24 protein-coding genes are annotated in these 24,836 nt (G+C 72.1%); 7 read left to right on the top strand and 17 right to left on the bottom strand.

Annotation, left to right across the window (positions count from 1 at the left end):
- Nucleotides 1–29: 29 nt before the first annotated feature.
- On the bottom strand, nt 30–776 hold the full coding sequence (locus SM418_RS30050; RefSeq protein ID WP_371944416.1) for an SDR family oxidoreductase: 747 nt from the start codon (nt 774–776) through the stop codon (nt 30–32).
- Between the two features lie 45 nt (nt 777–821).
- Between SM418_RS30050 and SM418_RS30055 the strand changes: the two genes are divergently transcribed.
- The gene (locus SM418_RS30055) at nt 822–2,045 is read left to right on the top strand and encodes an acyl-CoA dehydrogenase family protein (RefSeq protein WP_371944417.1); all 1,224 of its coding nucleotides are present in this window, start codon (nt 822–824) and stop codon (nt 2,043–2,045) included.
- The gene (locus SM418_RS30060; protein ID WP_371944418.1) at nt 2,042–2,701 is read left to right on the top strand and encodes a TetR/AcrR family transcriptional regulator; all 660 of its coding nucleotides are present in this window, start codon (nt 2,042–2,044) and stop codon (nt 2,699–2,701) included. The genes SM418_RS30055 and SM418_RS30060 overlap by 4 nt, the downstream gene beginning before the upstream one ends.
- A gap of 56 nt (nt 2,702–2,757) precedes the next feature.
- On the opposite strand, the gene SM418_RS30065 is transcribed toward SM418_RS30060, so the two are convergent.
- From SM418_RS30065 to SM418_RS30100, 8 genes are all read right to left on the bottom strand, one after another.
- On the bottom strand, nt 2,758–2,961 hold the full coding sequence (locus tag SM418_RS30065; protein WP_067639228.1) for a cold-shock protein: 204 nt from the start codon (nt 2,959–2,961) through the stop codon (nt 2,758–2,760).
- A gap of 193 nt (nt 2,962–3,154) precedes the next feature.
- Nucleotides 3,155–4,462, bottom strand: coding sequence for a kynureninase (gene kynU / locus SM418_RS30070; RefSeq protein ID WP_371944419.1), 1,308 nt, complete (start codon nt 4,460–4,462; stop codon nt 3,155–3,157).
- On the bottom strand, nt 4,459–5,484 hold the full coding sequence (locus tag SM418_RS30075; RefSeq protein WP_371944420.1) for an amidohydrolase family protein: 1,026 nt from the start codon (nt 5,482–5,484) through the stop codon (nt 4,459–4,461). The genes kynU and SM418_RS30075 overlap by 4 nt, the downstream gene beginning before the upstream one ends.
- Before the next feature lie 10 nt (nt 5,485–5,494).
- Entirely contained in the window at nt 5,495–6,067 is a 573-nt protein-coding gene (locus SM418_RS30080) for a 3-hydroxyanthranilate 3,4-dioxygenase (RefSeq protein ID WP_371944421.1), read from the bottom strand.
- Entirely contained in the window at nt 6,064–6,501 is a 438-nt protein-coding gene (locus SM418_RS30085) for a RidA family protein (RefSeq protein WP_371944422.1), read from the bottom strand. The genes SM418_RS30080 and SM418_RS30085 overlap by 4 nt, the downstream gene beginning before the upstream one ends.
- Complete coding sequence (locus tag SM418_RS30090) at nt 6,498–7,241, bottom strand: 2-keto-4-pentenoate hydratase (RefSeq protein WP_371944423.1); 744 nt, start codon at nt 7,239–7,241, stop codon at nt 6,498–6,500. The genes SM418_RS30085 and SM418_RS30090 overlap by 4 nt, the downstream gene beginning before the upstream one ends.
- Nucleotides 7,241–8,041: a 2-keto-4-pentenoate hydratase gene (locus SM418_RS30095; RefSeq protein WP_371944424.1), complete on the bottom strand. Its 801-nt coding sequence runs from the start codon at nt 8,039–8,041 to the stop codon at nt 7,241–7,243. Before SM418_RS30095 ends, SM418_RS30090 begins: the two co-directional genes overlap by 1 nt.
- An 11-nt stretch (nt 8,042–8,052) precedes the next feature.
- Nucleotides 8,053–9,489, bottom strand: coding sequence for a 2-hydroxymuconic semialdehyde dehydrogenase (locus tag SM418_RS30100; protein ID WP_371944425.1), 1,437 nt, complete (start codon nt 9,487–9,489; stop codon nt 8,053–8,055).
- A 107-nt stretch (nt 9,490–9,596) separates the two neighbouring features.
- Here SM418_RS30100 and SM418_RS30105 point away from each other — a divergent pair, with 107 nt between their 5' ends.
- Complete coding sequence (locus tag SM418_RS30105) at nt 9,597–10,523, top strand: LysR substrate-binding domain-containing protein (RefSeq protein ID WP_371944426.1); 927 nt, start codon at nt 9,597–9,599, stop codon at nt 10,521–10,523.
- Here SM418_RS30105 and SM418_RS30110 read toward each other — a convergent pair.
- The 4 genes from SM418_RS30110 to SM418_RS30125 all read right to left on the bottom strand — a co-directional run bounded on the left by SM418_RS30110 (nt 10,513) and on the right by SM418_RS30125 (nt 15,269).
- Nucleotides 10,513–11,379 (bottom strand): alpha/beta hydrolase, encoded by an 867-nt coding sequence (locus SM418_RS30110; RefSeq protein WP_371944427.1) that lies wholly within the window; start codon nt 11,377–11,379, stop codon nt 10,513–10,515. The genes SM418_RS30105 and SM418_RS30110 overlap by 11 nt on opposite strands.
- A 360-nt stretch (nt 11,380–11,739) precedes the next feature.
- Nucleotides 11,740–12,189: a hypothetical protein gene (locus SM418_RS30115; RefSeq protein ID WP_371944428.1), complete on the bottom strand. Its 450-nt coding sequence runs from the start codon at nt 12,187–12,189 to the stop codon at nt 11,740–11,742.
- A gap of 99 nt (nt 12,190–12,288) precedes the next feature.
- Nucleotides 12,289–13,206 carry a MerR family transcriptional regulator gene (locus SM418_RS30120; RefSeq protein WP_371944429.1) on the bottom strand — a complete coding sequence of 306 codons (918 nt, stop codon included), beginning with the start codon at nt 13,204–13,206 and terminating at the stop codon, nt 12,289–12,291.
- 452 nt (nt 13,207–13,658) lie between these two features.
- Nucleotides 13,659–15,269 carry an ABC-F family ATP-binding cassette domain-containing protein gene (locus SM418_RS30125; RefSeq protein WP_371944430.1) on the bottom strand — a complete coding sequence of 537 codons (1,611 nt, stop codon included), beginning with the start codon at nt 15,267–15,269 and terminating at the stop codon, nt 13,659–13,661.
- A gap of 74 nt (nt 15,270–15,343) precedes the next feature.
- On the opposite strand from SM418_RS30125, the gene SM418_RS30130 reads away from it, so the two are divergent.
- Nucleotides 15,344–15,997 (top strand): TetR/AcrR family transcriptional regulator C-terminal domain-containing protein, encoded by a 654-nt coding sequence (locus SM418_RS30130; protein ID WP_371944431.1) that lies wholly within the window; start codon nt 15,344–15,346, stop codon nt 15,995–15,997.
- Nucleotides 15,998–16,113: 116 nt separating this feature from the next.
- Nucleotides 16,114–16,449, top strand: coding sequence for a DUF6355 family natural product biosynthesis protein (locus tag SM418_RS30135; protein WP_371944432.1), 336 nt, complete (start codon nt 16,114–16,116; stop codon nt 16,447–16,449).
- A 143-nt stretch (nt 16,450–16,592) separates the two neighbouring features.
- On the opposite strand, the gene SM418_RS30140 is transcribed toward SM418_RS30135, so the two are convergent.
- On the bottom strand, nt 16,593–18,929 hold the full coding sequence (locus tag SM418_RS30140; protein ID WP_371944433.1) for a penicillin acylase family protein: 2,337 nt from the start codon (nt 18,927–18,929) through the stop codon (nt 16,593–16,595).
- Nucleotides 18,930–18,990: 61 nt separating this feature from the next.
- Nucleotides 18,991–19,416: an NUDIX hydrolase gene (locus SM418_RS30145; protein WP_371944434.1), complete on the bottom strand. Its 426-nt coding sequence runs from the start codon at nt 19,414–19,416 to the stop codon at nt 18,991–18,993.
- 309 nt (nt 19,417–19,725) lie between these two features.
- Between SM418_RS30145 and SM418_RS30150 the strand changes: the two genes are divergently transcribed.
- Both SM418_RS30150 and SM418_RS30155 read left to right on the top strand, forming a co-directional pair.
- Nucleotides 19,726–20,562, top strand: a complete 837-nt coding sequence (locus tag SM418_RS30150; protein ID WP_371944435.1) for a DUF4253 domain-containing protein — start codon at nt 19,726–19,728, stop codon at nt 20,560–20,562.
- 73 nt (nt 20,563–20,635) lie between these two features.
- Nucleotides 20,636–21,781 carry a VldE C-terminal domain-containing protein gene (locus tag SM418_RS30155; RefSeq protein ID WP_371944436.1) on the top strand — a complete coding sequence of 382 codons (1,146 nt, stop codon included), beginning with the start codon at nt 20,636–20,638 and terminating at the stop codon, nt 21,779–21,781.
- Nucleotides 21,782–21,842: 61 nt separating this feature from the next.
- On the opposite strand, the gene SM418_RS30160 is transcribed toward SM418_RS30155, so the two are convergent.
- Nucleotides 21,843–23,846: a SpoIIE family protein phosphatase gene (locus tag SM418_RS30160; protein ID WP_371944437.1), complete on the bottom strand. Its 2,004-nt coding sequence runs from the start codon at nt 23,844–23,846 to the stop codon at nt 21,843–21,845.
- 108 nt (nt 23,847–23,954) lie between these two features.
- Nucleotides 23,955–24,815 (bottom strand): spermidine synthase, encoded by an 861-nt coding sequence (locus tag SM418_RS30165; protein WP_371944438.1) that lies wholly within the window; start codon nt 24,813–24,815, stop codon nt 23,955–23,957.
- Nucleotides 24,816–24,836 lie beyond the last annotated feature (21 nt).

The following is a 24,836-nucleotide window of genomic DNA, read 5'->3' on the forward strand; positions in this document are numbered from 1 at the left end:
GTCTCTCCTGTCGGTCTCGGGCGGACGGCTCAGCGGGGGCCGGGGACGCCGCGGAACTTGAACGGCTCGGACGGGCGGCCCGGCACGACGTACCAGGCCTCCCCCACGCCGTCGGCGTCCAGGATCCGCATGAACGCCTCGACGACGGCGTCCACGTTCAGGATCGGGAAGCCGGTCTCCTGCAGGTGCCCTTTCAGCGGGACGAGGATGTCGGTGTCGGCGAAGGACGGGCAGAGGGCGTTCACCCGGATCCCCTCCTCGGCGTAGGTCGGGCCCAGGGCGCGGACGAGCCCGACGACGGCCGCCTTGTTGGCGCCGTAGACGGGGTCGAACGGCGTCGCGGTGAGCGCCGCCATGCTGGCGGTGGCGATGATGTCGCCGCCGCCGCGGGCGCGCAGCGCGGGCAGTGCGGCGTGCGCGCCGAACACGACGCCGTCGAGGTTGATGCCCATGGCCCGCCGGTAGGCCGCGAGGTCGAAGTCGTCGCCCACTCCCCCGCCGCCGGCGACGCCGGCGTTGAGGAACGCGACGTCCAGGCCGCCGAAGCGCTCGACGGCGGCGGCGACCGCGGCCTCGCTGTCGGCGGGCTCGCGCACGTCGCAGCGGACGAACGCCCCGTCCAGCTCCTTCGCGAGCTCGGTGCCGGCGTCCGCGTCGACGTCGGCGAGGACGACCCGGGCGCCATCGCGGGCCAGCCGGCGCGCCACCGCGGCCCCGATGCCGTTGGATCCTCCCGTGATCAGCGCGACCTTGCCGGTGCCTTCGAAGGCTGCCATGGGACTCCCTCCCGAAGTAACTGACTGGTCAGTTACTCTAGCGGAATGGACTTCGGTTTGAGCGAGCGGGCCCGGGAGCATCTCGGCCGCCTCCAGGACTTCATGGACTCCCACGTCTACCCGGCGGAGCCGGTCTACGCCGCCCAGCGGGCGGAGCTGCGCGCGGCGGGCCGCGAGCACACCGTCCCCCAGGTCGTCGAGGACCTCAAGGTCGAGGCCCGCGAGCGCGGCCTGTGGAACCTGTTCCTACCCGGCAGCGAGGACCCGGCACACGGCCTGTCGGTCACCGACTACGCGTCCCTCGCCGAGGTGACGGGCCGCTCCCCGAGCCTCGCGCCCGAGGCCACCAACTGCGCGGCCCCGGACACCGGCAACATGGAGGTCCTGTACCTGTTCGGCACGCCCGAGCAGAAGGAGAGGTGGCTGAGGCCGCTGCTGGACGGCGAGATCCGCAGCGCGTTCGCCATGACGGAGCCGGACGTCGCGAGCTCCGACGCCACCAACATCTCCACCCGCATCGAGCGGGACGGCGACCACTACGTCATCAACGGCCGCAAGTGGTGGACGAGCGGCGCCGCCGACCCGCGCTGCAAGGTCATGATCCTGATGGGCAAGACCGACCCGGACGGGCACCCCTACCAGCAGCAGTCGATGGTGCTGGTGCCGTTCGACACGCCCGGCGTGGAGGTCGTCCGGTCGCTGCCCGTGTTCGGCTACCAGGACCAGCACGGCCACTGCGAGATCGTCTTCACCGACGTCCGCGTCCCGGTGGAGAACCTCGTCGGCGAGGAGGGCGGCGGCTTCGCGATCGCGCAGGCCCGGCTCGGCCCGGGCCGCATCCACCACTGCATGCGCGCCATCGGGATGGCCGAGCGGGCGCTGGAGCTGATGTGCGAGCGCGCGGTGTCCCGCGTGGCGTTCGGCGGCCCGCTCGCCCGGCAGGGGGTGGTCCGCCAGCAGATCGCCGAGTCGCGGATGGCGATCGAGCAGGCCCGCCTGCTCTGCCTGAAGACGGCCTGGCTGATCGACGAGCACGGCGTGCAGGCCGCCCGGTCCGAGATCGCGGCGATCAAGGTGATCGCGCCGCGCGTCGCGCTGGACGTCGTCGACAAGGCGATCCAGGTGCACGGCGGGGCCGGCGTCAGCGACGACACGCCGCTCGCCGCGATGTGGGCGGGCCTGCGCACCCTGCGCCTCGCGGACGGCCCGGACGAGGTGCACGTGCGGTCCGTGGCCCGCGCCGAGCTGGGCGGGTACCTCGGCAAATGATCGGCGACACGGGCGAGGCGGGCGTGCGGCGGCGGATGCCCCACGCCCGGCGGCGCGAGCAGCTGCTCCAGGTGGCGCTCGCCGAGTTCGGCCGGCGCGGCTACCACCTGACCCAGATGGAGCACGTGGCGGCCGCGGCGCGGGTGTCCAAGGCGCTGCTGTACCAGCACTTCTCGTCCAAGGAGGAGCTGTTCGCCGAGGTGACCGAGGCGATCGTCGGCGAGCTCACCGGCCGGCTGAACGAGGCCGTGCTCGCCGCGCACGGGTCGGCGGACGGCATCCGCGCGATGATCCGGGTCCTGTTCGACTACGCCACCGCGGAGCCGGACGCGTGGGCGCTGGTCGTCCGGCATCTCGACAAGCCGGAGGTGGGGCTGGAGCTGCGGGAGCTGCGCGACCGGCTCGGCACCGCGTTCGCCGACCTGCTGCTGCGCCGCCGCCGCGCCGACCCGGCGCTGTCCCAGGCCGCGCTGGAGGTCAACGAGCACCGCGCCCGGCTGCTCGTCCCGCTCATGTACGGGTCGATGCTGTCGATGGTGTCGTGGTGGCTGGAGCACCCCGACACGCCGCGCGAGCGCGCCGAGCAGATGGCGGTGGAGTTCATCTGGCTCGGTCTCGACCGCCTGCGCGCGGGCGAGCGCCTGCCCAGGGAGTGACGCGAAAGGCCGGGGACGGCGAGCGTCCCCGGCCTGACGTGGGTCAGATCAGTGCCTTAGAGCGGGTAGACGCCCTCGGCCTGCGGGCCCTTCTGGCCCTGCGTGATCTCGAAGCCGACGCGCTGGTTCTCGTCCAGGCTGCGGTACCCGTTGGTGGTGATCGCCGAGTAGTGGACGAACACGTCCGGGCCGCCGCCGTCGGGCGCGATGAACCCGAAGCCCTTTTCGGCGTTGAACCACTTCACGGTGCCTTCGGCCATGGTGTTCCCCTTCCGGGTAGAACTCACCGGGCCGCCGGGCGGCGGACCGGGCTGCAGCGGACTCATCTCACGCCCGCCGGTCGCCCGGAGAAAACGTTTCGAGACTGCCTGGCGTCCGGCCGGCCGGGCCGGGCGCCATCGTGCAACGCCCAAGAACCTACCCGATGTCGAACCGCCTCATGCACCGACACACCTAAACAAGATCCCCCAGTGCCTCGGCGGCGCGGTGGCAGTCGTGGAACGTGCAGTACAGCGGGACGGGCGCGAGCCGGACGACGTCGGGTTCGCGGGCGTCGGCGATCACGCCGTGGGTTCGCGCGAGCCGCCGGACGAGCCCGCCCGCGTCCGCCACCCGCAGCGACAGCTGGCTGCCGCGCGCCGCCGGGTCGGCCGGGGTGATGATCTGCACTCCGCCGATCGGGGCGAGCCGCGAGGCCAGGTAGCCGGTGAGGCGCTCGCTCCTGGCGCGCAGCGCGTCCATCCCGACCCGGTCGAAGATCTCCAGGGACGCGAGGACGGGCGCGAGCGCGAGGACGGGCGGGTTGGACAGCTGCCAGGCGTCGGCCGACGGGGGCGGGGCGATGTCGGGGTCCATCCGGAACCGGACGGACGGGTCGGTCCCCCACCAGCCGGACAGCTTCGGCACGGAGGCGTCCCGGACGTGCCGCTCGTGCACGAAGCAGCCGGCGACCGCTCCCGGACCGGAGTTCAGGTACTTGTAGGTGCACCAGGCGGCGAAGTCGACGTCCCAGTCGTGCAGCCGCAGCGGGACGTTCCCGGCGGCGTGCGCGAGGTCCCAGCCGACGACGGCGCCGGCGGCGCGGCCCGCCTTGGTGATCGCGGGCATGTCCATGAGCTGGCCGGTCAGGTAGTTGACGCCGCCGAGCATGAGGAGCGCGACCGTGCCGCCCTCGCGTTCGAGGAAGCCGACGACGTCCTCGGTGCGCAGGTTGTCCTCGCCGGGGCGGGGCTTCAGCCGCACGACCGTCGCGGCGGGGTCCAGCCCGTGGTGGACGGCCTGGCTGGCGACCGCGTAGGAGTCGGACGGGAACGCGGCGTCCTCGATGACGATGCGGGTGCGCGTCCCGGCGGGCCGGTAGAAGCTCGCCATCATCAGGTGCAGGTTGACGGTGAGCGAGTTCATCGCGACGACCTCGTGCGGCCGCGCGCCGACGAGCCGGGCGGCGGGCTCGCGGAGCAGTTCGTGGTAGTCCGCCCATGGGCGGCGGGCCTGCGTGTGGCCCTCGACGGCGAGCCGCGCCCAGTCGTCCAGTTCCTCGCGCAGCAGTCCCGCCACGCTCCTCGGCTGGAGGCCGAGGGAGTTGCCGGCGAAGTACGCGGCCTCCTCGTGCGTCCCGCCGGGTGCGGGCGGGATGAGGAACTCGCCGCGCAGCGCGGGCAGCGGGTCGGTCTCGTCGAGCCGCCGCGCCCGCGCTTCCAGGCTCGCCGGGTCGTGCATGCTCGCCAGGTCGTGCGGGCTCGCCGGGTCTTGCGGGTTCACTGGGCCATTCCTTCGGTGGTCACGAGTTCCTGCGCGGGCGCGAAGAACGCCTCCGCGTTGCCGCCGAGCAGCCGCGCGCGGTCGGCGTCGTCCAGCCCGGGGCACGCCCGGATCGTCGCGCCCGGCTCCTGCTCGCCGAGCGGGAACGGGTAGTCGGTGCCGAGCATGACGCGCTCGGGACCCATCACGTCCACGAGGAGCCGGAGGGCGCGCGGGTCGAACACGGCGGAGTCGACGTGGAACCGGTCGGTGTACTCCGACGGCGGGCGCGGCGAGTCGGCGCGGACGATGTCGCGCCGGTGCCAGGCGTTGTCGGCCCGTCCGAGCAGGAACGCGAAGCTGCCGCCGCCGTGGCAGAAGCACAGCCGCAGCGACGCCGGGATCCGCTCGAACGCGCCGGACAGCATCAGCCCGAGGATGCTCAGCTGCGTCTCGGCGGGCATCCCGGACAGCCACGGCAGCATGTGGCCGCGCATCCGGTCCGCGCCGAGCATGTCCCACGGGTGCGCCAGCACGGGCAGGCCGAGCCCGGCGCAGTGCGCGAGGAACGCGGTGATGCCGTCGTCGTCGAGGTTGCGGTCGCCGACGTGGTTGCCGATGTGGACGCCGCGGTGCCCGGCCGCGGCCGCGCGCGTCGCGACCTCGCAGGCGAGCGCCGGGTCCTGCAGCGGCACCTGGCAGAGCGGCAGCAGCCGGTCGGGCGCCTGCCCGCAGAGGTCGAGGATGCGCTCGTTCACGAGCTCGCACCAGTCGGCGGCGCGGGACGGCTCGGCGGCGTACCCGAACATCAGCGGGGTGGAGGAGACGGCCTGGACGTCCACGCCCGCCGCGTCCATGTCGGCGACGCGGCGGGCGGGGTCCCAGAGGGCCTCGCCGACCGGACGGTACTCCTCGCCCCCGCACATCATCATGCCGCCGCCGCCGTCGACGCGCAGCCACGGCTGCCCGTCGTCGGCGAGGACGCGGCCCTCGGCGCGGCTGATCCGCGGGAAGACATGGGCGTGGACGTCGATGACGGTCACGGAGCCTCCGTCAGACCCGGGGAGCGGTGGTCGGGGTCATGGTCTGCGGCCACTTGCGGCCGGGGTGGACCGCCCCGCAGTTCGGGCACTTGCGGTCGCCGGCGTAGAAGCCCTCGAAGGCGGGCGGGAGGTCGTCCACGATCGAGCGGACCTGGAGTTCGGCGCGGTGGACGAGGTGGTGGCACTCGGGGCAGTACCACTCGAACGCCTCCGTGAGCCCCTCCGGCCGCGGGATCTCCACGACGAGCCCGATGGACCCGGCCTCGGGCCGCTGCGGCGAGTGCCGGACGTGCGGCGGCAGCAGGAAGACGTCGCCCTCGTTGATCTGCAGATCGGTCGGCGGGCGGCCCTCCTCTTCCATGACGCGCAGCACCATGTTGCCCTTGAGCTGGTAGAAGAACTCCTCGGTCGGGTCGTCGTGGAAGTCGGTGCGCTGGTTGGGGCCGCCGACGACCATGATGATCAGCCCGGCCTCGTCGAACACCTGGACGTTGCCGACCGGCGGCTTCAGCAGGTCTCGGTGCTCGTCGATCCAGGAATCGAAGTTGAACGGCCGTCCGAACGACAGCTGCGGCAGGGTCATGCTCCGGCGTCCTTTCCGGTGCGGGGAACGTGGGCGACGCACGAGATCTCGATGAGCAGGTGCGGGTGCGGGAGCTGGTGGACGGCGACGGTCGTGCGGGCCGGGCCGGTCTCGTCGAAGTACTCGCCGTAGACCTCGTTGTATCCGCCGAAGTCGTTCATGCTCACCAGGTAGGTCGTGATGCTGACGATGTCGCGCAGGTCCGCGCCGGCGGCGCCGAGGAGGTCGCGAATGTTCTCGATGACGGCGCGGGTCTGCGCCCGGATGTCGAGGTCGGTGACGCCCATCGGGTCGGCGCTCGCCCCGGCGAACGTCCCGTCCGGGCGGCGCGAACTCGTCCCGGACACGAACACGAAGTCGCCGGCCCGTTTGACGTGCGGGAACCGTCCTCGCGGCGGGGCCTTGCCGGTGACGAGGAAGGCGTCGCCCGTCACGTGGTCACCTCGACGCTGCCGAGCCCCGCACCGGTGACGCGGACGTGCGCGTCCTTCGGCAGGGGGACGGCGGCCGTCGCGGCGCCGGCGAGGACGACCCAGCCGGGTTCGAGCGCGATCCCGGCGCCGAGCGCGAGCCGCGCCGCCGCGCGCAGCGACCGCGCCGGGTCGCCGAGGATCGCGGCGGACGAGCCCGCCTGCACCGGGCGCCCGTCGATCTCCATCAGCAGCCCGGCGTTGGACAGGTCGCGCGGCGGGTGCCAGGCCCCGTACCCGAACCGCGCCGCCGACGCGTTGTCGGCGATCACGTCGGGGAGGGTGAACCTGAAGTCCCGGTAGCGGGAGTCGAGCACCTCGAACCCGACCGCGACGCCCGCCACGGCCGACTCGACCTCGGCGGGCGAGCGGACCTCGCGCCCGATCAGGTAGGCGATCTCCGGCTCGACGCGCGGGTGGATGAGGCGGGACGCGTCCACCGACGACCCGGCGAGCATCCCGTCGGTGAGCAGGCCCCAGATGACGTCGTCCACGCCCATCTGCACCATCTTGGCGCGGCTGGTGAACCCCATCTTCACTCCGGCGAGGCGTTCGCCCCGGCGGCGGCGCAACTCCATCCCGGCGCGCTGCACCGCGTACGCGGCGGGCACGTCGAACGGCGTCGTGTCGGTCAGCTTCGGTACCGCCCGGACCTCGCGGGCGGCGTCGTCGAGGGTGCGCGCGAGCGCGTTCACGTCCACCATCAGGCACTCTCCCCGTCCCGCTCGGCACGGCCGAACGCGACGCGGACGTCGCCGAGCCCGTCGATGCGGGCCTCGAACACCTCGCCGGGCGCGGCCGGGACGACGGGGCCGAGCGCGCCGGTCAGCACGGTGTCGCCGGCGCGCAGCGGGCGGCCGACGCGGACCAGCGTGTCGGCGAGCCACAGCGCCGCGTTCAGCGGGTGGCCGAGGCAGGCGGCGCCGTTGCCGGTGGAGACCTGCTCGCCGCGCCGCTCCATCACCATCCCGCACAGGCGCAGGTCGACGTCCTTGAGCAGGACGGGGCGGTTGCCCAGCGCGTACATGCCGGACGAGGCGTTGTCGGCGACGGTGTCGGCGAGCGTGATGTCCCAGTCGCGGACGCGGCTGCCGACGACCTCGATGGCGGGCAGCGCGAACGCGGTCGCGCGGATGACGTCGGCGACCGTGTGCCGCTCGTGCGTCAGATCGTGCTCCAGGACGAGCGCGACCTCGGCCTCGGCGCGCGGCTGCAGGACGGCGCAGGCGGGGATCTCCTCGCCGTCCGGGACGGCCATGTCGGCGAACAGCATCCCGAAGTCGGGGCTGTCCACGCCGATCTGCCGCTGGACGGCCTTGGAGGTCAGGCCGATCTTGCGCCCGGCGAGGCGGCGGCCCTCACCGAGCCAGCGTTCGGTGAGCCTGTCCTGGACGGCGTAGGCGTCGTCCGCCGTGGTGATCAGGTCGCGGACGGGCGCGCACGGCGTGCCGTCCGCGTAGGCGCCGAGGAGTCGCTCGGCGGCGGCGTCGATGTCGCTTGTCACTGGGCTCGCTCTCAAATCTGGATGCAGACGTTGACGGGTTCGGAGAAGAAGTCCAAGGAGTACTCTCCCCCTTCTCTCCCGATTCCGGACGCCTTGACACCGCCGAACGGGGTGCGCAGGTCCCGCAGGTTCCAGCAGTTCACCCAGACGATGCCCGTCTCGATCCGCGGCGCCACCCGGTGGGCCCTGGACAGGTCGGTCGTCCAGACGGTGGAGGCGAGGCCGTAGGGGCTGTCGTTGGCGAGCGCCAGGGCCTCGTCCTCGGTGTCGAACGGAGCGACGTGGCAGACCGGTCCGAAGATCTCTTCTCTCACCGTGCGGGCCGTCTCGGGGAGGCCGGTGAGGACGGTGGGCTCGACGTGGAAGCCGCCGTCCCTCGCGTCGCCGAAGGTCGGTGCGCCGCCGCCGGTGACGACCGTGGCGCCTTCCTCGCGGGCGAGCCTGTAGTAGGAGAGGACCTTGTCGCGATGCTCGGCCGAGATCATCGGGCCGTAGCCATCGAGTTCCTTCGCGCGGGCGGCCAGTTTCTGGACGAACTCCTCGAAGACGGGTCGTTCGACATAGACGCGTTCGGTGCAGAGGCAGATCTGGCCGGAGTGGGTGAAGGACGAGCGGACCGTCCCGTCCACGGCGGCGTCGAGGTCGGCGTCGGCGAACACCAGCGCGGGGTTCTTGCCGCCCAGCTCGAACGAGACCGGCGTGACGTGGTCGGCGGCGTTGCGCATGATCGCGGCGCCGGTCGCCGACTCGCCGGTGAACGCGATGGCGTCCACGCCCGCGTGCCCGGTGAGGAACTCGCCGGCCGCTCCCGCGCCGTGCCCGTGCACCAGGTTGAACGCGCCGTCGGGCAGTCCCGCGTTGTCGACGACCTGGGCGAGGAGGGTCGCGGTCGACGGCGTCTCCTCCGACGGCTTCAGGACGACCGCGTTGCCGCACGCGAGCGCGGGGGCGATCTTCCAGGTCGACAGCAGCAGCGGGAGGTTCCACGGCGAGATGATCGCGACGACGCCGAGCGGGCGCCGCACCGTGTAGTTGAGCGCCTCGCCCGTGCCCGAACTCCACCCCGGGACCCGGGTCGTGTAGGCCCGTTCGGGCCGTCCGTACAGCAGGTCGGCGTAGGCGCGGAAGTTGCCGGCGGCGCGCGGCACGTCGACGGTCTCGGCGAACGCCCGGGGTCTGCCGGTGTCGGCGACCTCGGCCTCGACGAACTCCTCGAAGCGGGCCTGGATCCCGTCCGCGATCCGCCGCAGCGCGGCGGCCCGCTCCTCGGCGCCCCTCGCGCCCCATTCGGCTTTCAGCGCCGCCCTCGCCGCCGTCACGGCATCGTCCACGACCTCCCGCGTGGCCTCGGGGACGGTGCCCAGTTCGGTTCCGTCCACGGGGTTCACGAGCGGGAAGCCGGGACCGTCCGAACGGAAGACGCCGCCGACGTAGTGCTCAGCCTTCATCCGTTCCTCCCGACATGGCTCCGCCCTCGATCCTCTTCCTCACCAGCTATGCCTGACAAATACCAATCGACCAGTGAGCTATCACGAACTTGTGATAGTAAGGCGGCATGCGCGCGATCGACCTGCTCAACGGACGGCTGAAGCTGCGGCACCTGGTGCTCGTCGTCGCCATCGCCGACCACGGCAGCGTTCTGCGCGCCGCCGAGCATCTGCACCTGGCGCAGCCCGCCGTCACCCGCAGCCTGCGGGAAGTGGAGAGGATCCTCGGCGTCGACCTGTTCACGCGCGGCCCTCGCGGCGTCACGCCGACCCTCTTCGGGGACGCGTTCGTCGAGCACGCCCGCGCCGTCCTGGCCGAACTCCGGCGCGCCGGCGAACGCATCAGCGGACTGGCGGACGGCGAGGTCGGCACGGTCACCATCGGCACCCTCCTGGCGGGCTCCAACGTCCTGCTGCCCCGCGCGATCGCCGCGCTGAAGAAGGACCGCCCAGGCATCACGGTCATCGTCCAGGAGGCGACGTTCGACGCCCAGGTGCCCCGCCTCCTGGACGGCGAGATCGACCTGATCCTCGGCCGCCTCAACCCGATCGACGACCTGCGCGGCCTCCGCCAGGTCACGCTCTACGGCGAGCCCGTCCTGCTCGTCGCCCGCCACGACCACCCGGCCCGCGCCCTGCCCGGTCTCGGCCTCGCCGACCTCCTGGCCTATCCGTGGGTGCTGCCGCTGGAGCGGACGGCGCTGCGCACCGAACTGGAGCAGGTGTTCCGCGCCTCCGGGCTCACGCTCCCCGGCGACCTCGTCGAATGCACGTCGGTGCTGACCGTCCGCACCCTCGTCCGCGACACCGACATGATCGCCGCGCTCCCCGAACTGGTCGCCCGCACCGACGCCGACATCGCGCCGCTCCCCGTCCCGCTGGAGACCGTGCGCCGCCAGGTGGGCGTCACGCTCCCCGCACACCGCACCCCGACGCCCTCCGCCCGGCTGATGCTCGACCACCTCCAGCGCGAGGCGGCCGAGCTCACCGGCTGAACAGGCCCGTCAGCGCCGCGCTCACCCGCGAATCCGGATCGGCGAGATCGAGCACGACGTCGAAGTGATCCCGTCCCGGGACGACCATCAGCTCACCGGCGCCCCACCGCGGCTGGAAAAGCCGCGACTGCTCCAGAAACCCGTCACCGTCATGCTCCCCGGCCACGAAGACCGCAGGACACCGATGGCCGGTGTCCAGCAGAGCGGGGCTCAGCGCCGCAGCCCGCTCCAGATCGAGCTTCACGTACTCGTTGACATAGATGCGTGTGATCGGCCGGATGTCGAACAGCCCGCTGAACGGCATCGCGGCCTTGACGACGTCCTCCGGAACCCCGAAGGCGTCCTGCCAGCCGCCGACCATCGTCATCCCGGTCAGGTGCCCGCCCGCCGAACTGCCGCCCACCACGATCCGCTCGGGATCGAGCCCGTGCTCGCGTCCCTGCCGGTGCACCCACGCCACGGCCGCCCGCACCTGCCGGACGATCTCCTCAAGTGACGCTTCCGGCGCGAGGGTGTAGTCGGGCACCACGGTCGCGACGCCCCGCTCGTGAAGCGCCCGCGCCATGAAGGACGACACGTCCCGCGACAGCGCCATCCAGTAGCCGCCGTGCAGGAAGACGAACACGGGCCGCAGGCCGTCCCCGGTTCCCCACACATCGAGCCGCTCGCCGCTGGCCTCGTCGTAGACGATCCCTGGATGGCCGGGCAACCCGTCCACGGCCTGCTCTGACATCTCCCGGTACCGCGCCATGTGGCGCGCGAAGAGTTCCTCGCCCGCCTTCCGCCGCACGTTGTAGGCGACGTCCAGTTCCTCGTCGCTGAGCCCGCTCCCCGGCCAGTCCTCCAGATCGCTCACGCCCCCACCCTCCCCCGCCGGGCACCGCAGAACCAATACCGATTCACCCGCCGGCTATCACACCCCTGCTATCCGCTCACCACCTCGGACCACACGGAGACGTCGTCCTCGCCGTCGGCGATCCCCCACCGGTCGGCGAGCCCGTCCACGATCACGAGCCCCCGCCCGGACTCGCTCAGCCCGTCCTCTGAGGCGGCACGATCGGCCGCGCCCGCGCGCGCCCTCGTCCTGAACCTCGACCCGCAGCCGAGTGGCCGAGGTGCAGGACGGCCGATTCAACCTCCCCTGAGCAAGGCCACCTTCTAACGAAACGTCTTCGCCAACCACCGAAGGCACACCTTCGGCGTGTCCTAGGTGTCTTCAGGTGCTTTGGCGCCATCGGAACCAGTAGTTCAGGGACTCGACCTCGCCAGGGTCTCTGGCAACGAAACGCATTTCGCGCTTCATTCGCCGCGCGTCGTCCGGCGCTCGCCGGTGCGGCGCGAGCAGCGAGTCCAACTCGTCGTAGCGGGCGTTGCCTCCAAAGCCGGGATGGGTCTCGGGCCCTACCAGCCCTGCCTGGCAGCGCTCGTTCCACCTGATGTAAATCGCCGACTGCTCGAGCTCCCACTCCAGTCCCGCACTGCTCGCGGGCCAGACCAGGTACTCGTCGTCTTCGTGGGCGCGCTCGTAGTGGTGGCCCTTGAAGTAGTGGGGCTTGCCGTCGATGTCGGCGACGCCGACGCGCGGTCCGTCGTACCAGTCAAGTTCGACGTGCACACGCTCGAATCCGTCCGCGATCAGCTGCGCTTCGTCCCAGACCTCAGGCACACCCGCACCCTACCGACAAGTGAGCCACATTCGTGATCACGATTTGCGAGCGGAGCATCTCATGCGGCGGGATGATGTCTGCCACCGTCCACGGTGCGGCTATTGCTCGGTCTGGGCCATCGCTGCGAGGAACCAGTCGAGTTCCTCGCTTGGATAGTCGGGTGGGTCCCAGCCGTTGATGACGGAAAGCAGTTCGGAGTATCGCTCGCGGCGCGGGTCGACGGCGGCGGTCAGGTAGGCGGTGAGGCTTTCGCGTAGGGCGGCGTCGTCGGCGTGTCCCTGGACGGCGGCGTAGGCGGCGGCGATTCGCGAGACGACCTGCGCCGCTTCTGCTGAGTCGGTGGTGGCGTCGGCGGCCAGCAATGGGGCCACGGCGTCCGCGACCAGCGCGACGATGTGCTTGCGCGGCGGAGCCGTTTCCATACCGGAGTGCTTGGTGAACAGACCGCGCATCAGTGACCGGAACTCCGGGTCCTCGGCGAGTTCGGCCAACTCCACCCATGCCTCCAACTGCTCGGATGTGGGGTCGTCCGGCAGTTCGGGCGCCATGGACCGGTGCAGGACGCGCGAAAGCGGCCCCGCATCGCGATCCCCGAAGGCGCTGTGCAGGAAGTCGTCGACGAGAGCGTCGCGCTCAGCGGCGGACAGTCGGGCGAGTCGGTGCATGAAGTCCATCTCCTCGGGTGTGGAGCCGCGCCGGGCCGCCGCCGAAAGGACCGCGTACCGCAGCCGCAGCACCCGCATCTGCACGGCTACCGCCTCTGCGTGAGCAGCTGCGGCCTCGGCGGCCGGTAGCCGACGGTCCAAGATCTTCTCGATGGTGCCGAGGTCGATCCCGAGTTCGCGAAGCGTCCGCACCAGCCCCAGGCGCACCACGGCCTCGGGGCCGTACCGCCGGTGCCCCGCCGCGCTTCTGCCGTACTCCGGCACCAGCCCGCGCTCCGAGTAGAAGCGCACGGCCTTCACCGTGACTCCCCCGAGCCGCGCCAACTCGCCGATCGAGTAGACACCGTCCATGCCTGAACCATGGCACCTCCCCCAAGGGGAGCTTCAACTCGATCCTGTGATGGTCTCTCACGCCGGGTTCGGCGGCTGCGCGTCAGCGTGGGCGGCCACCTTCGATCACCGCGCGGCAGGTAGTCAGATTCCGCGCGGGACGGCGTGGCATGCGCGCGCGCATAGAGGCCAGTGTCCGGAAACGTGGGATGGAGGCCCGGGGTGAACTCAGCCAATATGCGGTGTCCGCCTGCCTGCGGGACGTCCATGCAAGCGCGGCGGCGTCGTGCCCGGCCTAGCCTGCATCAACACCGCCAAGGTCGGCGTGACCACCGCACAGGCACTCCAATCTGGTCAGCGCGGATCAGATCCGCTTCGCCACCCTGGTGCAGGCGATCATCGCGAGCCTGATGATCGAGGCCCTCGCAGGTGTCCTGGGCAACCACGGGAGTGACGCCGAGTGAGCGAACCCATCACGAGCAGCCTCCCCCGCGACATCGCTGCGGGTCGGTCCAGGAGGGTTCGGGGGACTCGTGGACCCGGCCGGACGAGGCGAAGATCAGGTAGCGGTCGAAGCCGGCGGCGAACCAGCGGTCGTGGGTGACGGCCAGGACGGTGCCCGCGAAGGACGCCAGCCCCTCCTGGAGGGCTTCGGCGCTGGCCAGGTCGAGGTTGTCCGTAGGTTCGTCGAGGAGGAGAAGCGTCGCACCCGACAGTTCCAGTAGCAGGATCTGCAGGCGGGCTTGCTGGCCGCCGGAGAGCGTCTCGAACGGGCGGGAGCCTGCGGGGGCGAGTTCGTAGCGGGCGAGCGCGGCCATGGCGTCGTTCCGGGTGAGCGCGTGCTGCGTCATCACGATGTCGGCGGGTGTGCGGCCGTGCAGGTCGGGGCGAGTGTGCGTCTGGACGAAGAGGCCGGGCACCACGCGGGCGCCGAGGCGGAACTCGCCGGTGTGGGGGATCTCGTTCCCGGCGAGCAGGCGCAGAAATGTCGACTTGCCTGAGCCGTTCGAGCCGAGCACCGCGACGCGTTCGCCGTACCAGATCTCGGCGCCGAAAGGCTCGGTCAGGCCGGTGAGCTGCAGGGACTCGCAGATCAGCGCGCGTTTGCCGGTGCGGCCGCCGCGCAGGCGCATCCGTACGTTCTGCTCCTTGGGAGCGCTGCGGGGCGGACCTGCCTCCTCGAACCGCCGCAGGCGGGTGCGGGCGGCCTGGTAGGACGAGGCCACCGCGTCGCTGCCGGCGGCGCGCTGGCGGAGCACGTGGACGATCTGCTTCAGGCGGGCGTGCTCCTCGTCCCAGCGGCGGCGCCGTTCGTGGAGGCGTTCGGTGCGTTCGCGGCGGGCCTGCGCATATCCCGCGAAACCGCCGCCGTGGACCCAGATGTCGCGTGATTCCACGGTGATGATCCGGTCGGCCGTGTCGGCGATGAGCTGCCGGTCGTGAGACACCAGGAGGACGGTCTTGGCCGTGGCGCGCAGCCTCTCCGCCAGCCATTCCTTCGCGGGCACGTCCAGGTAGTTGTCGGGCTCGTCGAGGAGGAGCACCTCGTCCGGGCCGCGCAGGAGCGCCTCCAGGACGAGGCGCTTCTGCTCCCCGCCCGAGAGGGTCGTCACGCCGCGCGTCTTCGTCTCGTCGAACGGCAGGCCGAGCGCGGCCGTCGTGCAGGCGTCCCAGACGACCTCGATGTCGTAGCCGCCAGCGTCCGTGTAGTCGGTGATCGCCTCGGCGTAGGCGAACTGGGTGCGCTCACCGTCGCCCAGGTCGCGTTCCGCGCGGGACAGCCGGTCCGCCGCGCCGCGCACTCGTTCGGGCGCCACCGACAGCAGCAGGTCGTGGACGCTTCGGCCGTCACGGATGCCGCCGATGAACTGCCGCATCACGCCGAGGCCGCCGGTGCTGGTGACGCCCCCGTCCGACGGCTGGACGTCGCCGGCGATCAGTCTCAGGAGCGTTGTCTTGCCCGCGCCGTTCGGGCCGACGAGCGCGGCCTTCGCCCCCTCCCCCACCCGGAAGGAGACGTCGTCCAGCAGAAGGCGCCCGTCGGTCAGTGTGTAGCTGACTCGACCGACCTCGATGTGCCCCACGCGCCCTCCTGGTACAGCGGTCGAGTTACTAGACCAATGATCCGGTATCCGTTCAATGTACTAGTCTCTGGCGCATGACGGGGAGCGTGTGGCTGCGCGAGGGACGCCGGGCTCGGCGGGAGGGGCCGCCGCTGTCCCGGGAGCGGATCGTGGCCGAGGCCGTGGCGCTCCTGGACGAGGAGGGTGCCGGGCGACTCACCATGCGCCGCCTCGCCGAGCGCCTCGACACCGGGTCGACGACGCTGTACTGGCACGTCAAGACCAAGGACGACGTGCTCGAACTGGCCCTCGACAGCATCTTCGGTGACGTGGCTCTACCGGAGGGCGATCAGGAGTGGCGCGCGGCCGTGGTCGCGTTGATGTCGGGCTGGCGGCGCGCGATGCTCGACCATCCGTGGTCGGCGGCGGTACTGGGCGGGCGCCCCCTGCTGGGTCCCAACGTGCTCTCCCGCACGGACTTCCTCTACGCGACGCTGGCCACGACGGGCCTGGCCGGTGCGCGGCTCGCCACCGCCGCCTACGCGGTGGCGAACTACGTCATCGGGTCCGCGCTCATGGAGGTCGGCGCGCAGGACGGCACATCCGCCGCCGAGTATCTCGCCCGCAGCCGCGACCTGTACCCGGCTCTCGCCGAGCACGGCCACCTGGACGACGGCGAGTGGGAAGCCGCTTTCCTCCAGGGGCTCGACTATCTCCTCTACGGGATCGGCGGCGTCACGTCTCCGTGAGGTCGGACTCCTGAGACCGTCGTCACTCCGCACGTGTGAAGCAGATCTGAAGCGGCTGTGAAGCCGCCCGCGCCTATGGTCGTGACCAAGTTCAGATCTTCGATCGGAGGAGATTCATGAAGGCGACGCTCCTTACACGGGTGGCCCCCGTGGCCGCGCTCGTCACGGCGGGGTTGCTGTCGGCGGGCACTGCCGCCGACGCCGCTCCCAAGGTGGAACAAAAGGCAGCCGCGCAGTTCCGATGCGGCTTCTATGTCGGAAGCGATGCATCGGCCAACTATGGGCACTGCGACGCCCCGCCCCGCACCGACGTCATCATCAACGTCGAACTCGGCTGGGGCGGGGACAGCGGGAACTATGACATGTGCGTGAAGCCCGGCGTGACCAAGCTCGGAACTTACCCTGCCGTCTGGTACGCGAAATACACCGGCCGGTTGTGTTGGGCCGGATAGACCGCGATCACAGGACCAGTGCCAGGTCGCCAGGGGACCAGCGGCCTGGCACTGACCATTGGAGCACCCTGGGCAGTGACGGGGCGTCCGGGCGGGACCGCTGCGGCGGACCACCTCCGGATTCCTCGGCGGGATGACGGGAGTCACTTCCCGGTGAGGGTGACGACCTTGAGGCCGGGCGCCTTGTCGACCTCGCTGGAGCAGAAACGCTCGGTGACCCACTGCTTCTTGGAGAAGAGGCGGGTCTGGTCGGCGTAGTGCGGGGACGTCGGGTCTGCCGACTGGGAGTAGGTGAGGACGGTCCGGGTGTCTGGGCAGCCGTCGCCGTCGAAGGAGACGACCTGGATGTAGCTGGAACCCGTGGTGACCTCTGTGTAGGCCTTGCCCGGTGTCCAAGAAGCCTCAATCTTGTTGAGCACACCGAGGCCCTCTGTGCCACCGCCCAGGGGGATCTTCTCTCCGTTGCGGGTGACGTACTGATGGTCGCCCAGGGGCGCGTCTAGCGGGATGTTCGACTTCCAAAGTTCGTCCACCGCGTCGATCAGGGCCTTGCGGGCGGCCCAGGAGCCGGGATTGAAGTCGCGCGGCGTGTGGACCGGGTCGGACGCGTCGAATGGCGTCTTCCACAGGTCCCACGCGGAAAGCGCCTTCCGCCAGTAGCGGTCGAAGAGGAGGGCGCCGCGGCTGCCGGCGTCGGCCGTCCTGTCCCATTCGGCCAGGACATCGCAGGGCTCACCGAGGCGCATCTCGCGGCACATCTTCACCGTCCCGCCGGCGGCGAGTTCCCCTGCGTGGCTGCGGTTCGCGAAGACGAGGTCCTGCATGTCGGCGCGGGTGAACCTGCTCTTGGCGAGCTGGTCCTGGACGGAGACGACGCCGCTCCTCGTGCGGAGGCTGCGAGCGGTCTTCTCGTCGCCGATGATCCGGCCGTAGCCGGTCAGCGGCTCCTCCGCGTTCGACAGCCAGTAACTGTCGTTGGAGTTGGTGACGTAGTCGCCTCGGTTCAGCACGGGATACCGATCGGGGTCGAGGATGCCCGGCTGGACGGTGCCCGGGGCCTTCCCAGGCGCGCAGGACGATCGGGTGCCGTCCAGGATCGCGAGGCCCGCCTGGCGGAACGTCAGGTGCCCGAGGAGGGAGTTGCAGCGGTCCGCGAACGCGTCCGTGACATTGGGCAGTACCTGGATCTGGGCGAACAGCGCCTTCCCTCGCGAGTCGGCCGCGATGGTGTTGACCCATGGCAGGCCCTGGGTCTGCTTCAGGGCACGCAGGGCGTCGTCGGTGGTGCGGGCCTTGCCCAGGGCGAGCGAGGTGTCGGCCAGACGCAGGTTGGTGGCGTTCGGGTCCGTGAGCGCGTACGCGTTCCAGGTCGTCCACGGAAGGCCGACGGACGAGACAGACGTGACGATCGGACCGTAGCGGGTCCGCCACTGCGTCTTGGTGACCGGCTGGAGCGAGCCGTCCGGCTGCTTGACCTGAACGGTGACCCTGCGCTGGGTCATCCTCTCCGTCTTGCCGTCCACGAAGTAGGACGTCGGGTCACCCGGCACCAGGCGCAGTTCCGTCAGCGTGAACGGGACGCCGGTCGCGACCGTGTGGCTCCACGCGATCGTCGAGGTGTGCCCGATGTTGACGGACGGCGAGCCGAACAGGGCCGCGCCGCTCACGTCCAGCTTCCCGGGGATCGTCTGCTGCATCTGCCAGAACCGCCGCCCGCTGTGCCACGGGTAGTGCGGGTTGCCGAGGAGCAGGCCGCGCCCGGTCGCGGTGGCGTCGGCGCCCACGGCGATGGCGTTGCTACCCATGTCGGTGTTCGCGAGCAGCTTGCGCGCGCCCTCGGCGGCCTTCTCCAGGGACCGGGCCTTGGGCTGCGTGCCGCCGGGTGGCGCCGCCTCGGTGATCTGGTCGGTGACCATGCCTGAGCCGCCGAGCATGGCGAGGGCGTAGCCGCGTCGGGCGACGTCCAGCTCGGTGATGGGCCGCAGCCACGCGGCACCCCTGCACGCCGGGTCGGTGATCTTGCCTTCGCGCAGGTAGCGGTTGTAGCCGACCGCCCAGCCCCGGCTGAGTTCGCGCATCTGGACGCTCAGCCCCAGGGGCGCGGGCGAGGTGCCCAGCCGCTCGACGATCCCGCTGTCGTTGATCCCGGTGAAGAAGAGGTCGCTGGCCAGGTTGGTGGACGCCGACGACAGCGACCTGTCCGGCGAGGCGTCCGGGCCGAAGTACTTGGAGCGTTCCCCGCTCAGCGTGACGACGCCCTGCGCGAGCAGGCAGATGTTGTCCTTCGCCGCCGCGTAGCCGGTGCCGTATCCGAGGCCCGCGTAGTCCGGGGCGGTGATGTGCGGGATGCCGTACTCGGTGTAGCGGATGGTCGCCGTCATGCCGCGTTCGCCGGTGGCGTCGGCGGACGAGGGCACGGGGGTCAGGGCGGCGGCGGCGACCACCGCGGTTCCCGCCACGCGCAGGCCGGTACGCGACATAGGGACTCCTTGATCACAGAAGTCCCGCAAAATTCGCACATGCCGTCACTTCTGACAAGACCTACGGGGCAAGGCCGGGAAGGTCGGCGGTGTTGTCCTGCAGGTAGGCGGCGAGGGCCTCGGGGATCAGGTCGATGGCCGACAGGGCGGCGGGGGCGCAGGGGACGAGGTCCACGTCGTAGCGGCCCTTCGAGGGGTCCGCGAATTCGGGGCCGTGCCGGCGGGACAGGTCCATCGAGGTCAGGCGGCACACGTAGAAGGTGCTGAGGCGGTGCAGATCGGGGCTCTGCTCGCTGGAGGCGAAGACCTGGCGGACGGCCCCGGCGGTCGCGCCGAGTTCCTCGTCCAGTTCGCGGCGCAGCGCGGCCTCCGGGGACGCGTCGGTCGGTTCGATCTTGCCGCCGGGGGTCGTCCAGTAGACGGGGCGGTCCGGGCGGGTGCGGCGCAGCAGGACGAGGGCGTCCCCGTCCAGCAGCAGAGCGCGCACGGCGCGGCGCACCCTCACGAGTTCAGGACGGCCCTCGGTGGGCCCGGAGCCGGCAAAGCCGTCCTCTGCGGATCCGCGCGGCAGGTTCACTTCGAGCGTCGTCCCTTCTCCGGGCCGTCGATGCGCCTCGCCATCATCGCGCACCAGGGCCGCCCACGGGCGGGTTCGCGAGGCCGGCGGGCGGGCCGGCCGACCCGGCTTCGCGTGGAACGGGCCCCCCGGGACGACCGAACCGCACGGCTCGTCCCCTCGGCGGCCTCCCCGCCGTTACGATCGCCACTGGCATGCTCTGTACCGGAACGGCGTGAAATGGATGATGTGGAGGTCCGGCACCTGCCGGGCGATCTGCCGCAGCTGTTCGACGACGGCGTCGCGGACGGCGCCGGGCGGACGCTGTCGGTGCCGCTGCCCGACGGGGATCTCGTCTGGCCCGATCCCGGCTACCCGCAGCGGCGGCCGCTCCTGCGGCCCGCGTTCTGGCTGAGCGACGACCCCGTCCGCGCCGACCTGTGGGCCGCGCTGCGCGCCGAGCACCACCGGTCCGGGCTCTGGCCGCTGCTGATGGACGAGAGCGACCAGCCCTGGGCGGCCGGCCAGATCGCGCCCGAGCCGGTGGCGGAGGTCGCCAACTACCACCCCCACGCGTTCATGTACGAGGTGTGGGCCGACTTCGCCGAGCAGGCCGCCGACGACGACCTGGACGACCTCGCCCCCTACGGCAGGCACTGCCCCGGCCCCGCCCCGGCCGGCGTGCCGCTCGACGACCCGGACACGATGGCCGACCGCTACGCCCGCGTCCTCGCCGGACGCGGCCCGTCGCTCGGCCTGGTCCCGGTGGAGCGGGGCGCGGACGCGCTCACCGCCGCCGGCTGGCAGGGCGCCCTCAACCACAACGAGTGGACCGCGCCGCTGTCGGCCGTCCTGCGCGGCTGGGAGGACCGGTTCGGCGCCCGCGTAGTCGGGCTCGGGTTCAACACCCTGGAGCTCAGCATCGCCGCGCCCCCGGTCACCACGCGGCACGCCGTCCACGTGGCGGCCGAGCACTGGGCGTTCTGCCCCGACATCCTCTTCCAGGGCCCGGGCACCCTCGCCGGGTACGCGGAGGAGATCCGCGGCAAGACGCACTGGTCGTTCTGGTGGGACTGAGCGGCCGGGACATTCCGCGCCGCGCCGCGCTCCCCTACGATGCCGCAAGGGACGGCGAGGGGATCGGGGTCGGATGCGACGGAGCGGCGGGGCTCTCTCCGCGTTCATCGGGGCGGCGATCGTCCTCACGCTGGCGGCCGACGTCACCGTGCTCCTCACCCGGCCCGGCGACGCGCCGGAAAGCGCCGGGAACCTCGTGTCGGTGGACCGCGGCGCGGCTCCGCAGGCCCCGGCGGTCGCCCCGCTGACCCGCCGCTACACGCCGCACCTGCTGGTCGCCGGGACGGCCACGCTGCCGCCGCCGGTCGTCGAGCGGGCGCGGCGGCTCAAGGGCGTCGCGGGGCTCACCGTGGTGGACGCCGCCCGGGCCGGCGTCGGCGGGCGCCGGATGGGGCTGCTCGGCGTCGACCCGTCGAATTTCCGGGCGTTCGTCCCGGAGGCGACCGCCGAGTCCGACCAGCTGTGGCAGACGGTCGCGTCCGGTGGGCTGGCCGTCTCGTTCGAGCTGGGCCGCGACGGGGCGCTGCCGCTCGGCGCGGTCGTCCCGGCGGGCGCGAGCTCGGCTGCGGGGCAGGTGCGCGTCGGCGCGTACGCCTCGATGGGCATCGGCGACATCGACGCCGTCGTCTCCCGCGAGCAGGCCCGCGCGCTGGGGCTGCCGGACGGGAACGGCCTCGTCATCAGCGCCCCGAAGGCCGACGTCCGCAAGCTCGCCGAACGGCTGGGGAAGATCCTCCCGCGCGGGACGAAGGTGGCGGCGCTGACGCGGCCCCGCAAGCCCGCCTCACCGTCGAAGCAGAAGGGACGCCCGCAGCTGACCGGGCGGCCGGACGGCGCGGCGGGCGACCGGACCCCCATCACCGGCAACATGATGACGCCGACGATGCGGGCCGTCCTGCTGGAGATCGCGGGACTGTTCGGCCCGTTCCCGACCATCGGCTGCTACCGCTCCACCGGCGACCCGCAGGACCACGGCGACGGCCGCGCCTGCGACTTCATGGAGAGCACCGGCGGGCGGATGCCGAGCGCCGGCGCGGTGCGGCACGGCGACCAGGTCGCCCGGTACGCGGTCGCGAACGCGCGGCGGCTCGGCGTCTCCTACGTCATCTGGAAGCAGCACATCTGGAACGTGCGCGGCGGCGGGTGGCGGCCGATGGAGGACCGCGGCAGCCTCACCCAGAACCACTACGACCACGTGCACATCTCGGTGCTGCGCTAGGCGTGCCCGGCCCCGGCCGCCACCCGGCGCGGCCCCGTCGCCGCGCCGCGTGGTGCCGCAGTCAGGAGAGGTCCTGCTCGCACCAGACGACCTTGCCGCCGGAGGTGCGGCGCACGCCCCAGCGCTGCGCCAGCCGGCCCACGACGTGCAGGCCGCGGCCCGTCTCCAGCATGTCGCCCTCGTCGTCGTGGAGGCGGATGCGGGGGCGTCCGTCGAAGGAGTCGTAGACCTCGCAGACCAGGCCGCCCTCCCGCACCAGCCGCAGCCTGATGCGCCCGCCGGCGTGCCGGATCGCGTTGGTGACCAGCTCGGACACCAGCAGCATGGTGGGGTGGGTCAGCTCGTCGAGGTCCCATCGGGCGAGCTGGTCCCGGACGAGGCCGCGGGCGCGGCGGACGGCGGCGGGCTCGGCGGGCAGCTCCCAGGTGGCGTGGTGGTCGGCCGGGATGCGCGCCAGCCGCGCCACCAGCATCGCGATGTCGTCGCGGTGCTGGTCGTCGTAGACGCCGTCGAGCGCCGCCTGGCACAGGTCCTCCAGCGGGCGGGCCGCGGCGTCCGGGCCGAACGTGGCGAGCAGCCGGGCGAGCCCGTCGTCGATGTCGCGGGCGCGGTTCTCCACCAGGCCGTCGGTGTAGAGGAACAGGACGGTGCCGTCCTCGACGGTGAACTCGCGGGTCACGATCGGGCCGTCGCCGCCGACGCCGAGCGGCGGCGCGGGCGGCACCGGCAGGTACCTCGGCTCGGCGCCGGGCGGGGCGAGCAGCGGCGGCAGGTGCCCCGCGCTCGCCACCTCGCACTGCCCGCTGACCGCGTCGTAGACGACGTACGCGCAGGTGGCGAAGTGCGGCTCGCGCTCGCCGAGCGTCCGCATCAGCGAGTCGAGCCGCTCCAGTGCCTCGGCGGGCGGCAGTTCGAGCCCGGCGAGGGTGTGGATGGCGGTGCGGAGCCGTCCCATCGTGACGGCGGCCTTCACCCCGTGCCCGGCCACGTCCCCGACCACCAGCGCGACCCGGCCGCCCGGCAGCGCGATCGACTCGTACCAGTCGCCGCCGACCTCGATGCGGCGGCTGCCCGGCAGGTAGCGGTGGTGCACCTCGACCGGCGACGGCGCCGACAGGCCCGTCGGCAGGAGGCTGCGCTGCAGGGTGAGCGCGGTGGCGCGCTCCTGCGAGTACTGGCGGGCGCTCTCCACGAAGATGGACGCGCGGTTGGCGAACTCCATCCCGATCTCGACGTCGTAGGCGTCGAACGGCCGGTGGCCCGCGTTGCGGGTGCAGGCGAAGAACCCGAGCACGCCCGCCGCGGACGTGATCGGGAGTAACAGCATCGACGCGCCCTTGAGCAGCTCGGCGACCGGCGGGCGGCGCCACGCGACGGCGAGCCGCGCCGCGCCCTCGTCGTCGAGGACGCGCAGCACCGGCTCGCCGGACTCCAGGCACAGCGCGTGCGGCGTGCCCGGCGGGTAGGCGAGCGACTCGCCGGTCGGGAAGGCCGCGTCCCAGCCCGGGTCGCCGTCGTCGAACCCGAGCGCCATCCGGCGCAGCTGCGGCCCGTCCGGACCCTCGGGCGGCTCGTCGGCGTCGATGTGCCTCTCGGCCAGCAGCAGCGCGCCCGAGTTGCAGAAATGCGGGACGAGGACGTCCATCAGGCCGCGGGCCAGCAATTCCAGGTCGAGGGTGGAGCCGATGCGCGGCAGCGCGTCGTCGAGCAGCGCCCGGCGGATGACGGCCGGGTCGACGAACCGCTCCGCGAGCGGCACCGGGACCCGGATCACGGCGAGCGCCGCGAGGCCGGGCGCGCCGCCGCCGTTCATCGGGTGGACGGTCACCACCGCGTCCAGCGTGCCGCTCGCGGGGGTCTCCACGGCGAGCATGGCGGTGCGCTCCCGGCCCGCCTTCAGGGCCTCCAGCAGCGGCTCCCGCGCGCCGGGGAACACCTCGTCCAGGCAGCTGCCCAGCAAATCGTCCGCATTCCGGGAGAGCACGGCGGCGGCATTTCGGTCGAACTGCAGAATTCTCCCCGACGAATCCATGCCGAGAATAAGAATTCGGGTGGACGACTCCATCGCTCGATTATGGGACATGGCGCGGCGGGATGAGACCGATACGGGAGGGGAAGGCCGTCCCCACCGGTACCCGTGGGGTCCTCCGGGAAGTGACGCCGGGCCGGTCTGTCAGGACGATCCGAAGACCTGCGGCGGCGGGACGGGCGTGACGATCTCCTCGCCGTCGTGCAGGGGCGCGGCGCCGGCGCAGAACGCGGCGAGGTCGCCGCCGTCCATGGCCCTGGCCCGGACGATGCCGCCCGCCGCGCGGCGGGTCAGCTCGGCGACCGGCAGCCGCTCCTGCGACGCGGCCACGATCAGGTTCCCGAACCGGCGGCCCCGCAGCACCCCCGGATCGCCCATCAGCACCGTGTGCCGGAACACCGACCGGATCGTGGCGGTCACCCGGCGCGCGAACGGCAGCCGGAACCCGTCGGCGACGTTGACCAGGTAGACGCCCCGTGGCCGCAGCACCCGCGCGGCGTCCAGGACGAACTCGCGGGTGGCCAGCTCGGGCGGCATCGACGCCTCGGCGAAGGCGTCCATCACCACCAGGTCGTCGGCGTCGTCGGCGAGCGCCGCGATGCCGGTGCGCCCGTCGGTGATGCGGATCCGCAGCCCGGGGACGCCCTTGACCGGCAGGTGTTCGCGGACGAGCTGCACCAGCTTCGCGTCCGGCTCCAGCACGATCTGCCGGGAGCCCGGCCGGGTCGCGGCGATGTAGCGGGGCAGCGTGCACCCGGCGCCGCCGATGTGGACCACATCGAACGCCTCGCCGTCCACGCCGATGGAGTCGACGACGTCGCCGATCAGCCGCATGTACTCGAAGTCGAGGTAGGTGGGGTCGGACAGGTCGACGTAGGACTGCGGCACGCCGCCGACGAGCAGCATCCAGCCGCCGTCGCGGTCGGCGTCGCGCAGCAGCTCGGCCTCCCCGCCATCGATCTCGTAGGTCCGCGGCCGGGGACCGTGCCTGCCCTTGCGTGCCATGCCCCCACCCTACGGATCCCG

Source organism: Actinomadura chokoriensis (assembly GCF_041463665.1).
Lineage (GTDB): Bacteria > Actinomycetota > Actinomycetes > Streptosporangiales > Streptosporangiaceae > Spirillospora > Spirillospora chokoriensis_A.